At 70.5% G+C, this 10,650-nt stretch carries 12 protein-coding genes; 3 read left to right on the plus strand and 9 right to left on the minus strand.

Translation table 11 applies throughout. The features are described from left to right. Window positions 1–672 (minus strand): ROK family protein (locus tag GA0115259_RS21545; RefSeq protein WP_093599706.1); only part of this gene is annotated, 672 nt, incomplete at its 3' end. A 193-nt stretch (window positions 673–865) separates the two neighbouring features. On the opposite strand from GA0115259_RS21545, the gene GA0115259_RS21550 reads away from it, so the two are divergent. Beyond that, on the plus strand, window positions 866–1,909 hold the full coding sequence (locus GA0115259_RS21550) for a LacI family DNA-binding transcriptional regulator (RefSeq protein ID WP_093599709.1): 1,044 nt from the start codon (window positions 866–868) through the stop codon (window positions 1,907–1,909). 54 nt (window positions 1,910–1,963) lie between these two features. Here GA0115259_RS21550 and GA0115259_RS21555 read toward each other — a convergent pair whose 3' ends face one another. The 5 genes from GA0115259_RS21555 to GA0115259_RS21575 form a co-directional block, all read right to left on the minus strand. Then, on the minus strand, window positions 1,964–3,274 hold the full coding sequence (locus GA0115259_RS21555; protein WP_093599712.1) for a DUF6986 family protein: 1,311 nt from the start codon (window positions 3,272–3,274) through the stop codon (window positions 1,964–1,966). 174 nt (window positions 3,275–3,448) lie between these two features. Then, a complete protein-coding gene (locus GA0115259_RS21560) occupies window positions 3,449–4,411 on the minus strand; it encodes an electron transfer flavoprotein subunit alpha/FixB family protein (RefSeq protein WP_093599715.1) in 963 nt (320 codons plus the stop codon). A gap of 97 nt (window positions 4,412–4,508) precedes the next feature. Beyond that, window positions 4,509–5,303: an electron transfer flavoprotein subunit beta/FixA family protein gene (locus GA0115259_RS21565; protein WP_093599718.1), complete on the minus strand. Its 795-nt coding sequence runs from the start codon at window positions 5,301–5,303 to the stop codon at window positions 4,509–4,511. 204 nt (window positions 5,304–5,507) lie between these two features. Beyond that, the gene (locus GA0115259_RS21570) at window positions 5,508–6,014 is read right to left on the minus strand and encodes a flavin reductase family protein (RefSeq protein ID WP_093599721.1); all 507 of its coding nucleotides are present in this window, start codon (window positions 6,012–6,014) and stop codon (window positions 5,508–5,510) included. Window positions 6,015–6,192: 178 nt separating this feature from the next. Beyond that, window positions 6,193–6,606: a TlpA family protein disulfide reductase gene (locus tag GA0115259_RS21575; protein WP_093599724.1), complete on the minus strand. Its 414-nt coding sequence runs from the start codon at window positions 6,604–6,606 to the stop codon at window positions 6,193–6,195. A 118-nt stretch (window positions 6,607–6,724) separates the two neighbouring features. Here GA0115259_RS21575 and GA0115259_RS21580 point away from each other — a divergent pair, with 118 nt between their 5' ends. Further along, window positions 6,725–7,141, plus strand: coding sequence for a DUF4395 domain-containing protein (locus tag GA0115259_RS21580; protein WP_093599728.1), 417 nt, complete (start codon window positions 6,725–6,727; stop codon window positions 7,139–7,141). A gap of 142 nt (window positions 7,142–7,283) precedes the next feature. Next, a complete protein-coding gene (locus GA0115259_RS21585; protein ID WP_093599731.1) occupies window positions 7,284–8,012 on the plus strand; it encodes a lysophospholipid acyltransferase family protein in 729 nt (242 codons plus the stop codon). 127 nt (window positions 8,013–8,139) lie between these two features. On the opposite strand, the gene GA0115259_RS21590 is transcribed toward GA0115259_RS21585, so the two are convergent. The 3 genes from GA0115259_RS21590 to GA0115259_RS21600 all read right to left on the minus strand — a co-directional run. Continuing rightward, complete coding sequence (locus GA0115259_RS21590; protein ID WP_093599734.1) at window positions 8,140–8,832, minus strand: B3/B4 domain-containing protein; 693 nt, start codon at window positions 8,830–8,832, stop codon at window positions 8,140–8,142. 128 nt (window positions 8,833–8,960) lie between these two features. Further along, window positions 8,961–10,046 carry a threonine aldolase family protein gene (locus tag GA0115259_RS21595; protein ID WP_370748328.1) on the minus strand — a complete coding sequence of 362 codons (1,086 nt, stop codon included), beginning with the start codon at window positions 10,044–10,046 and terminating at the stop codon, window positions 8,961–8,963. Next, a partial coding sequence (locus tag GA0115259_RS21600) for an SDR family NAD(P)-dependent oxidoreductase (protein ID WP_093599740.1) occupies window positions 10,025–10,650 on the minus strand: 626 nt, incomplete at its 5' end. The genes GA0115259_RS21600 and GA0115259_RS21595, both read right to left, overlap by 22 nt.

Raw genomic sequence — 10,650 nt, forward strand, 5'->3', positions numbered from 1 at the left:
GACCGGATGGCCCGCGCGCGCGGCGGCGGCCACCGCGGCGGCGGAGGTGTCACCGTCCGGGCCCGGCTCCCAGCCGCCCTCCAGCGCCCTGCGGGCGATGTTCGGCCCGCTCGCGATGCGTTCCACGCAGCCGCGCGAGCCGCACGGGCAGAGATCGCCGTCCAGGTCCACGCTGATATGCCCGATGTGCCCGGCGTTGCCGGTCGGTCCCGCGTGGACCTTCCCGTTCAGTACGAGCCCGCCGCCGACACCGGTCGAGACCACCATGCACAGCGCGTTGTCGTAGCCGCGCGCCGCGCCCTGCCAGTGCTCCGCCGCGGTCATCGCGACTCCGTCGCCGACCAGCGTCACCGGCAGCCCGCCGGTGGCCAGCGCCACTCGCTCGACCAGCGGAAAGCCGTGCAGGCCCACGACATTGACCGGATTGACCGTACCGGCCGAGGCGTCCACGGGACCGGCGCTGCCGATACCGACGGCTCTCGCCGACGCCCGGAGCGGAGAGGCCAGGACCTCGGCGAGGACCTCCTCGACGGCCCGCATCACCGTCTCGCCGTCCTCCCGCGCGGGTGTCGGCCGCTGCGCCCGTACGAGGATCCTGCCACCGCCGTCCACCAGCGCGCCGGCGATCTTGGTTCCGCCGATGTCGAGTGAGACAACGGAGTCGGTATGCATCGGGTCGGATCTCCCGGGGATGAGGCATCCCCGCGTGTATGGGGGGATGTACGGACCTGCGGCTTCGGTGAACAGTCTCCATTCACCTGACAACGTTGTCCAGGGCCTATGCTCGTCGCCACGGCCGAGGATGACAATCCTCCGGCGAACCGCCCGGAGAATCACCGAAGAAATGACGACAGGACAGCGCACTGTGGCAGACACCGCCCGCCGCCCCGAGCCCCGTTACGGTAACCGGCCCACGATGAAGGATGTGGCCGCACGGGCCGGAGTCGGGCTCAAGACGGTCTCGCGCGTGGTCAACGCGGAACCGGGTGTCACACCCGACACCGAGCGCCGGGTGCAGGAGGCGATCGAGGCGCTGGGCTTCCGCCGCAACGACTCGGCGCGAGTGTTGCGCAAGGGCCGTACCGCCAGTATCGGTCTGGTCCTGGAGGATCTCGCCGACCCGTTCTACGGGCCGCTGAACCGCGCGGTGGAAGAGGTCGCCCGCGCCCATGGCGCACTGCTCATCAACGGTTCGAGCGCCGAGGACCCGGACCGCGAGCAGGAACTGGTGCTGGCGCTGTGCGCGCGCCGGGTGGACGGGCTGATCGTGATCCCGGCCGGGCACGACCACCGCTATCTGGAGCCCGAGATCAAGGCCGGAGTGGCGACCGTCTTCGTGGACCGGCCGGCCGGGCGTATCGACGCGGACACGGTGCTCTCCGACAGCTTCGGCGGCGCCCGCTCCGGCGCGGCGCATCTCATCGCGGGAGGCCATCGCAGGATCGGCTTCATCGGTGACCAGCCCAGAATCCACACAGCCATCGAGCGGCTGCGCGGATATCGCACGGCGATGGCGGACGCGGGGCTGGAGATCCATGACGACTGGGTCTCGCTCGGCACGACCGCGCCGGAACGGGTACGCGACGCCGTGACCGCGATGCTCGCGGGGCCGGAGCCGGTCACGGCGATCTTCGCGGGCAACAACCGTGTGACGGTGACGGCGGTACGGGTACTGGCCGCGCACCACCGTCCGGTCGCCTTCGTCGGCTTCGACGACATCGAACTCGCCGATCTGCTGAGCCCGGGCGTCACGGTCATCGCCCAGGACGCGGCGACCTTGGGCCGTACGGCCGCTGAGCGCCTCTTCAGCCGTCTCGACGGCGCGGCCGACGCCCCGTCGCGCGTGGTGGTGCCGACGCGGCTGATCGCCCGCGGCTCGGGTGAGATACCTCCGCCGTCGGACGGCTGAGTTCCGGACGGCTGAGCTCCGGCCGGACGGACCGCTGTCCGGCCGGACGGACCGTTACGGCGTCGGCGTCGGCGTCGCGACCGCCAGGGCCGCCCTGCGTGGGATCGCGAAATCCTCCAGGTCGGCCCGGGTCAGGCCGGTGAGCCCGGACACCTCGTCAGTGTCGAGCGCGCCGCAGTCCAGGCCGCGCAGCAGATAGCCGCTGAGCGCCTTGGCCGTGGCGGGCTCGTCCAGTACGTCGCCGCCCGCCCTCGCGACATAGGCGGCCAGCCGCGCGGCGGCCGGCTCCAGTCCCTCGCGGTAGAACGCGTACACCGCGGCGTACCGCGTCGGCAGGTGGCCCGGATGCATGTCCCAGCCCTGGTAGTAGGCGCGGGCGAGCGCGCGCCGGGTGAGGCCGTAGTGCAGTCGCCACGCCTCGTGGACCTGGGCGGTCGGGCCGACCGGCAGGATATTGGTGGAGCCGTCGCAGACCCGTACGCCCGTTCCCGCCGCGGCGACCTGCATGACGGCCTTGGCGTGGTCGGCAGCGGGATGGTCGCTCGACTGGTACGCGGCGCTCACTCCGACGCAGGCGCTGTAGTCGAACGTGCCGTAGTGCAGCGCGGTGGCCCGGCCGCCCGCCGCGTCGATCATCCGGGCCACGGTGGCGGTGCCGTCCGCTCCGAGAATGGACTGACTGGTCTCGATCTGGATCTCGAAGCCGAGCCGGCCCGGCTCCAGCCCGCGCGCCTTCTCGAACTCCTCGGCCAGCCGCACCATCGCGGTGACCTGCTCCGCGTAGGTGACCTTCGGCAGCGTCAGCACCAGTCCACCGGGCAGAGCGCCCGCCTCGGTCAGTCCGGTGAGGAAGATGTCGAGCGTCCGGATGGACCGGTCCCGTACCGCGGCCTCCAGGCACTTCATCCGGATACCCATGTACGGCGCGGCGGTGCCGTTCCCGTACGCCTCGTGGACCAGCCGGGCGGCACGCGCCGCGGTCTCGTCCTCCTCGGCGTCCGGGCGCGGGCCGTAGCCGTCCTCGAAGTCGATCCGCAGGTCCTCGACCGGCTCGCGCTCCAGCTTGGCCCGTACGCGCGCGTACACCGGCTCCGCCAGCGCGTCGGACAGGCCCAGGGCACGGGCCAGCGAGCGCGCGTCGGGCGCGTGTTCGTCAAGGGCGGCGAGCGCCTGGTCGCCCCAGGAGCGGATCGTGCCCGCGTCGAAGACGTCGGCGGGTACGTAGACGGTGTGGACGGGCTGACGGGTGCCGGGATCGCCCGGATAGCGACGGGCCAGTTCGGCGTCGACCGCCGCAAGGGAGCGGCCGATGTCCACGCCGACCGCGCCCGCGAGACTCGTGGCCACCTTCTCCTGCCGCGCCATGCCCACGCCCTTCCGTTCCGGTCTTCCGCTTTCCGGAATCAACAATCCGTTGAATGAAGTTAGTCGGCCGGTTCGAACCCCGTCAATGGACGGCGCGGGGCCGCGCGGTGGAGATCACCACGCGGCCCCGGGACCGTACGCACAGCGGCTACGGCTACGGACCGTGCCCGCTGCTCAGCCCTTGCGGCTCTTGATCTCCTCGGTGAGCTGCGGGACGACTTCGAAGAGGTCCCCGACCACGCCGTAGTCGACCAGATCGAAGATCGGTGCCTCGGCGTCCTTGTTGACCGCCACGATCGTCTTGGAGGTCTGCATCCCGGCGCGGTGCTGGATCGCGCCGGAGATCCCGGAGGCGATGTAGAGCTGCGGGGAGACCGACTTGCCGGTCTGGCCGACCTGGTTCGCGTGCGGGTACCAGCCGGCGTCGACGGCGGCGCGCGAGGCGCCGACGGCCGCGCCGAGCGAGTCGGCCAGCGCCTCGATGATCGCGAAGTTCTCCGCGCCGTTGACGCCCCGGCCGCCGGAGACCACGATCGCGGCCTCGGTCAGCTCCGGGCGGCCCGTGGAGGTGCGCGGGGTGCGGGAGACGACCTTCGTACCGGTGGACTTCTCGCCGAAGGTCACGGACAGCGCCTCGACGGTGCCGGCGGCCGGGGAGGGCTCGACCGGGGCCGAGTTCGGCTTCACCGTGATGACCGGAACGCCCTTGGACACCCGGGACCTGGTGGTGAACGCGGCGGCGAACACCGACTGCGTGGCGACCGGGCCCTGGTCACCCGCCTCCAGATCGACGGCGTCGGTGATCAGGCCCGAGCCGACACGGACCGCGAGCCGGGCCGCGATCTCCTTGGCCTCCGCAGAGGACGGGAAGAGGACGGCGGCCGGCGAGACCGCTTCGTAGGCGGCCTGGAGCGCGTCCACCTTCGGTACGACGAGATAGTCGGCGAACTCGGGGGCGTCGGCGGTGAGGACCTTCACCGCGCCGTGCTCGGCCAGCGCGGGCGCGGTGTCCCCGGCGCCCGCGCCCAGCGCCACGGCCACGGGCTCGCCGATCCGCCGCGCCAGCGTCAGCAGTTCCAGGGTGGGCTTGCGGACGGCGCCGTCCAGGTGGTCGACATAGACGAGAACTTCAGCCATGGGAATGCTCTCCTGCGGATACGGGGAAACGGGAGGGGACGGTCGGGGCTCCGCACGAGCCCCCAGGACACCGCGCGGGCCGTCAAGGCCGCGGGCCTCAGATGAACTTCTGGCTCGCGAGGAACTCGGCGAGCCGCTTGCCGCCCTCGCCCTCGTCCTTGACGATCGTGCCCGCCGTACGGGCCGGGCGCTCCGCGGCCGAGCCGACCGCGGTCCAGGCCCCGGCGAGACCGACCTCGTCGGCGTCGATCTCCAGGTCCTCCAGGTCCAGCGACTGCACCGGCTTCTTCTTGGCGGCCATGATGCCCTTGAAGGAGGGGTAGCGCGCCTCGCCCGACTGGTCCGTCACCGAAACGACGGCCGGCAGGGACGCCTCCAGCAGCTCGCTCGCGGTGTCGCCGTCGCGGCGGCCCTTGACGAGCCCGTCCTCCACGGAGACATCGGACAGCAGCGTGACCTGCGGGACGCCGAGCCGCTCGGCGAGGATCGCGGGCAGCACGCCCATGGTGCCGTCCGTGGAGGCCATACCGCAGATGACCAGGTCGTATCCGGTCTTCTCGATGGCCTTGGCGAGCACCAGCGAGGTGCCGATGACATCGGTACCGTGCAGATCGTCGTCCTCGACATGAACGGCCTTGTCGGCGCCCATGGAGAGGGCCTTGCGCAGCGCGTCCTTGGCGTCCTCGGGACCGACGGTCAGCACGGTGATCTCCGCGTCGCCGTCGCCGTCGAAGTCGTCCGCGATCTGCAGTGCCTGCTCGACCGCGTACTCGTCCAGCTCCGACAAAAGACCGTCCACGTCGTCGCGGTCGACGGTCAGGTCATCGGCGAAGTGCCGGTCGCCGGTGGCGTCGGGCACGTACTTCACACAGACAACGATCCTCAAGCTCACGCCGGCTCTCCTACTGCATCGTCATTTCCGGGCTGCCTTGTAGCACGCAGCATAGGCGCCTTATGGGGCGGTTTCCGGTCGGGGGGACCGGCGCACCGACGTCAACATTACTCGCCAGTACAGCCAGAGGATTCCCCCTGAGCAAGCGCTTATAACTGTGAGCTTGCCGACGCCCGAGCAGGATCGCGGCCAGGGCGGGACCGCTCAGTCGCGCAGCGCGTTGAAGCGTCCCTGGTGGTAGAGGAGCGGCCGGCCCGAGCCCGCCGGATCGCCGACGACGACCTGCGCGATCATCAGACGGTGATCCCCGGCGGGCACGCGCGCGATCACCCGGCAGACCAGCCACGCCAGGACGCCGTCGAGCACCGGGACGCCCTCCGGTCCGGTACGCCAGGCGGTGGGCGGTGCGAAACGGTCCGCGCCGCTGCGCGCGAAGGTCGCGGCCAGCTCCCGCTGGTGCTCACCGAGGATATGGACGCCGACATGGGTGGCCTCGGCCAGGACCGGCCAGCTCGACGACGAGGTGCCCACGCCGAAGGAGACCAACGGAGGCTCCGCGGCGGCGGAGTTGAGCGAGGTGGCGGTGAATCCGACCGGGCGGTCGCCCTGGGCCGTGATGACCGCGACACCCGCCGCGTGCCGGCGGAACACCGAGCGGAGCAGCTCGGGAGAGGCAAGCTGAGGAGTGCCGAGACCGGGTGTCGCCGTCATTCGAATTGTCCTTCTGCGGGCTGCGGGAGATACGTACGGGATCCGTGGCTGCTCAGCAGCCCGGACAGCGCGCACTCGCGTTACGGGCCAGGTCGACGTGGACCCGCCCATGGAGAAGGAGTTCCTGGGGCACCTCGTCAGGGTGACGATGCGTGGCAGGCGCAGTCAAGTGCGTGGCTCACACCGCCTCGCCCAGCGCGGCGATCACATCGGCCTTGCGCGGCTGTCCGGCCGCGCGCTTCACGATGCGGCCCGCGGCGTCGAGAACCAGCACCGTAGGCGTCTTCAGGATGCCCAGCTCACGTACGAGCTCCAGCCGCTCCTCGGCGTCGAGTTCGACATGGGAGACTCCGTCGACCATCCCCGCCACTTCGCTGAGGGTGCGTCTGGTCGCCCGGCAGGGCTGGCAGAAGGCGCTGGAGAACTGGACGAGCGTGGCCCGCTCCCCCAGTTCGGCGCCCAACTCGGCGGCGCCGAACCGCTTCTCGCCGTCCTTCACCCGCATCTTCAGTCTCCCGTCGACGCGACGGCGCAGCAGCCCGAAAGCGCTCGCCACGGCGAGCACCGCCGCGCACACCACCAGTCCCGTCATCCGTCCGTCCTCACACCGACATGGCGCCCGGCCACACCGGCGCCCTCGGGTGCAGCGTTCACACAACCGCAAAATATTCCGCGGTCCCACGGCGGCTCCGGCGAGGGATGCTGACGTCATGGACATCGACATCAGAGGGCCGCGTTTCGGCGCGGCCGTCACGACCTTCGTACTCGCCGTGGTACTGATCACCGGCAGCGGCGCGCTGCTCGCCTGGCAGGCGCTGTGCTTCGTGGTCGGCGCGGTGGGCGGCGTAGGGCGTTCACCGTACGGCTGGCTGTTCCGTACGGCCGTACGCCCGCGGATCGGACCGCCCGTGGAGTTCGAGTCGCCCGAGCCGCCGCGGTTCGCCCAGGCGGTCGGACTGGTCTTCTCCCTTATAGGGCTGGTCGGTTATTTCTGGGGCCCGCTCTGGCTCGGGCTCGCGGCCACCGGCTGCGCGCTCGCCGCCGCCTTTCTCAACGCGGCGTTCGGCTACTGCCTGGGATGCGAGATGTATCTGCTCGTACGGCGGGCCAACGCCGGGCTGCGCTGACGTGACGAGAATCTCGCCCCGCGCGCAGACCAGGACTGGCCACGGGGCCGTGTATGGGGCACCATCGGCGCAATGCCGAAAACCTACGGCTGCGTAACTTCCGCCGGGAGAACCCTCCCCGGAACAGAAGGGTCCCCACCAGATGGCAGAGCTCGTCTATCGACCGGTCATCGGCGCCGCCCGCACGATGTTCAAGGCGCTGGACCTGAAGATCGACACGCAGGGTTCGGAGCACATCCCGCGTACCGGCGGCGCTGTGCTCGTCAGTAACCACATCAGCTATCTGGACTTCATCTTCACCGGACTGGCCGCGCTGCCGCAGAAGCGTCTGGTGCGCTTCATGGCGAAGGAGTCGGTCTTCCGGCACAAGGTCTCGGGGCCTTTGATGCGCGGGATGAAGCACATCCCGGTCGACCGCAAGCAGGGCGAGCAGGCGTACGCCCACGCGCTGGACTCGCTGCGCTCGGGCGAGATCGTCGGAGTCTTCCCCGAGGCGACCATCTCGCAGTCCTTCACGCTGAAGAGCTTCAAGTCGGGTGCGGCACGGCTGGCGCAGGAGGCCGGCGTGCCGCTGATCCCGATGGCGCTGTGGGGGACCCAGCGGCTGTGGACGAAGGGCCGTCCGCGTAACTTCAGGCGCAGCCACATCCCGGTGACGATGCGGATCGGCGAGCAGGTGGAGGCCGCAGCGGACCAGTACGCAGGCGCGATCACCCGGCGGCTGCGGGAGCGGGTGCAGGATCTGCTGGAGGCGGCGCAGCGCGCCTATCCGGTGCGTCCCAGGGACGCGCACGACACCTGGTGGGTGCCGACGCATCTGGGCGGTACGGCGCCGACACCGGCCGAGGCCCGCGAGCTGGAAACGAGCTGAGCCGGTCCCGGCCGAAACGTCACTGCCGACCTGCCGACGGAACGGAACCGCCGCGCCCGGCGGTTCCGAGGACCGTGCGGCAAGCCGTACGACAGGCTTTCGGCCCGGCGTCCGTCGCCCGTCAGCGTCAGCCCGCCGAGTGGACCGTGATGCGCGCTCCCGGGCTCAGTTTCTCCAGTGACTCGGCGAGTTCGGCACCGGCCGCGTCGAGTTCGGCGAGCGTCATGGGCACGAGGCTCTCCAGCAGGAAAACCGCGTTCACCGACTCCTCGGTGAGCCGCGTACGGACGCCCTGACGCCAGTTCCAGCGGCGGCAGGTGACGCCCTCGTCGTCACGCCAGACGACCTCGCCGGGCTCGGGATGCTCCACCGCTGGTTCGCCGCCCGCGACCGTCGCGAACGGCTCGTCGCCGGTGGCGCGTACGAGCCGCATACCACCGACGATACGGTCCGTGTCCTCGCCGCCCACCGGGATGAGATGAGCGACGCTCACGGCGTTGTAGAGATCGACCAGCAGATTGATCCGCGGCAGCCCGGAGCCGGACAGGGCGCGCTTGGCCAAGGCCTCCGCGGAGTTGCGGGTACGGGACGGCTTCGCACCGAAGGCGGTGTACTTCTCGCGCCAGGCGGCCAGATGCGGATCCTCATGCGGCGCGCGCCCTCCGAGCCGGTCGGCGAGCCGCCGGGCCGCGTCGTCCAGCAGGGCCGAACTGCCGTCGGTGCTCCGGCCGTTCACCAGGCCATGGGCTTCGACGGCGAGATGGGTGAAGCCGGGCGCGAGGGTGCGTACCTCGTCCGACACGGTGAGCGTCAGTGCCATGGTCTGTGGTGCCTCAAGGTTCCGGAGCCGAATACGGTGCACCACAGAGTACCGAATGGTCCATCTCACTGCACTCCGGTCGTACAGTCCCGGCTGGAAGCCGGTCCCGGGCCTGGTCCCCGTCCCGGCTATGCGGCCATCTCTTCCTTCAGCGCCTGCACAAACGCGTCCACGTCGTCCTCGGTCGTGTCGAAGGCGCACATCCAGCGGACGTCCCCGGCCTTCTCGTCCCAGAAGTAGAACCGGAAGCGCCGCTGGAGCCGCACGCTCACCTCGTGCGGCAGTCGCGCGAAGACCGCGTTGGCCTGGACGGGATGGAGGATCTCCACACCGTCCACCGCGCGCACGCCCTCCGCGAGCCGCTGCGCCATCGCATTGCTGTGCCGGGCGTTACGGAGCCACAGATCGCCCGCGAGCAGCGCCTCCAACTGCACCGATACGAAACGCATCTTGGACGCGAGCTGCATCGACAGCTTGCGCAGATGCTTCATCGCCCGTACGGCGTCCGGGTTGAGGACGACCACGGCCTCACCGAAGAGCATGCCGTTCTTCGTGCCGCCGTACGAGAGGACATCCACACCGACGGCATTGGTGAAGGTGCGCATCGGGACATCCAGGGATGCCGCCGCGTTGGCTATGCGCGCGCCGTCGAGATGCACCTTCATGCCGCGCTCATGGGCGTGTGCGCAGATGGCCCGGATCTCGTCGGGCGTGTAGACCGTGCCCAGCTCGGTGTTCTGGGTGATCGACACGACCTGCGGCATGGCCCGGTGCTCGTCCTCCCAGCCGTACGCCTGCCGGTCGATCAGCTCGGGCGTGAGCTTGCCGTCCGGGGTCGGTACGGTCAGCAGCTTGAGCCCGCCGACCCGTTCGGGCGCGCCGCACTCGTCCACATTGATATGCGCCGACTCGGCGCAGATCACCGCCCCCCAACGGTCGGTGAGCGCCTGGAGCGCCACCACATTGGCGCCGGTGCCGTTGAAGACCGGAAAGGCCTCCGCGCTCTGCCCGAAGTGGCTGTGCATGATCCGCTGGAGATGATCGGTGTAGTCGTCGTCGCCGTAGGAGACCTGATGGCCTCCGTTGGCGACGGCGAGGGCGGCGAGGATCTCGGGATGGGCACCGGCGTAGTTGTCACTGGCGAAGCCGCGCACCTCGGGATCGTGGTGCCGGCGGGCGTCCGTCGTACGGCTCACGGCTCGGGAGTCAGCCACAGGCGCTTTCCATTCACTTCCCTGGCGGGCCGCTCCCAGACCGCGGCGATGGCCTCGGCCAGCACCGTGACGTCCGTGAAGCCCGCGAATTTGGCGTTCGGGCGCTCGGCGCGCAGCGCGTCGTGCACCAGCGCCTTGATCACCAGGATGGCAGCCGCCGCGCGCGGTCCCTCCTCGCCCCCCGCCTTACGGAAGGCGTCGGCCAGCGCCAGCGTCCAGGCCTCGGCGGCGGACTTGGCCGCGGCGTACGCGGCGTTGCCCGCGGTGGGCCTGCTCGCGCCCGCGGCGCTGATCAGCAGGTACCGGCCGCGGTCGCTGCGCAGCAGACCGTCGTGGAAGGCGAGTGAGGTGTGCTGGACCGTACGGATCAGCAGCTTCTCCAGCACCTCCCAGTCCGCGAGGTCGGTCTCGGCGAAGGAGGCGCTGCCGCGCCAGCCGCCCACGAGATGGACCAGTCCATCGATCCGGCCGAACTCCTTCTCGGTCTTGGCCGCCCAGAGGCGCGTGGCGTCGAGATCGAGCAGATCGACGGTGTCTCCGGTGACCGTGGCTCCGCCGTGCGCGTAACGCGCGGCGTCGACGGCTTCCGCCAGCCGTGCCGGAT

The sequence above is a fragment of the Streptomyces sp. MnatMP-M17 genome, assembly GCF_900091995.1.
Lineage (GTDB): Bacteria > Actinomycetota > Actinomycetes > Streptomycetales > Streptomycetaceae > Streptomyces.

Bases quoted from the DNA above. Each gene is read 5' to 3' on its own strand.
- GA0115259_RS21585 (WP_093599731.1), top strand. From the start codon at position 7,284: ATGGCAGAGCTCGTCTATCGACCGGTCATCGGCGCCGCCCGCACGATG.
- GA0115259_RS21560 (WP_093599715.1), bottom strand. From the start codon at position 4,411: ATGGCTGAAGTTCTCGTCTATGTCGACCACCTGGACGGCGCCGTCCGC.
- GA0115259_RS21570 (WP_093599721.1), bottom strand. From the start codon at position 6,014: ATGACGGCGACACCCGGTCTCGGCACTCCTCAGCTTGCCTCTCCCGAG.
- GA0115259_RS21555 (WP_093599712.1), bottom strand. From the start codon at position 3,274: ATGGCGCGGCAGGAGAAGGTGGCCACGAGTCTCGCGGGCGCGGTCGGC.
- GA0115259_RS21590 (WP_093599734.1), bottom strand. From the start codon at position 8,832: ATGGCACTGACGCTCACCGTGTCGGACGAGGTACGCACCCTCGCGCCC.
- GA0115259_RS21580 (WP_093599728.1), top strand. From the start codon at position 6,725: ATGGACATCGACATCAGAGGGCCGCGTTTCGGCGCGGCCGTCACGACC.
- GA0115259_RS21575 (WP_093599724.1), bottom strand. From the start codon at position 6,606: ATGACGGGACTGGTGGTGTGCGCGGCGGTGCTCGCCGTGGCGAGCGCT.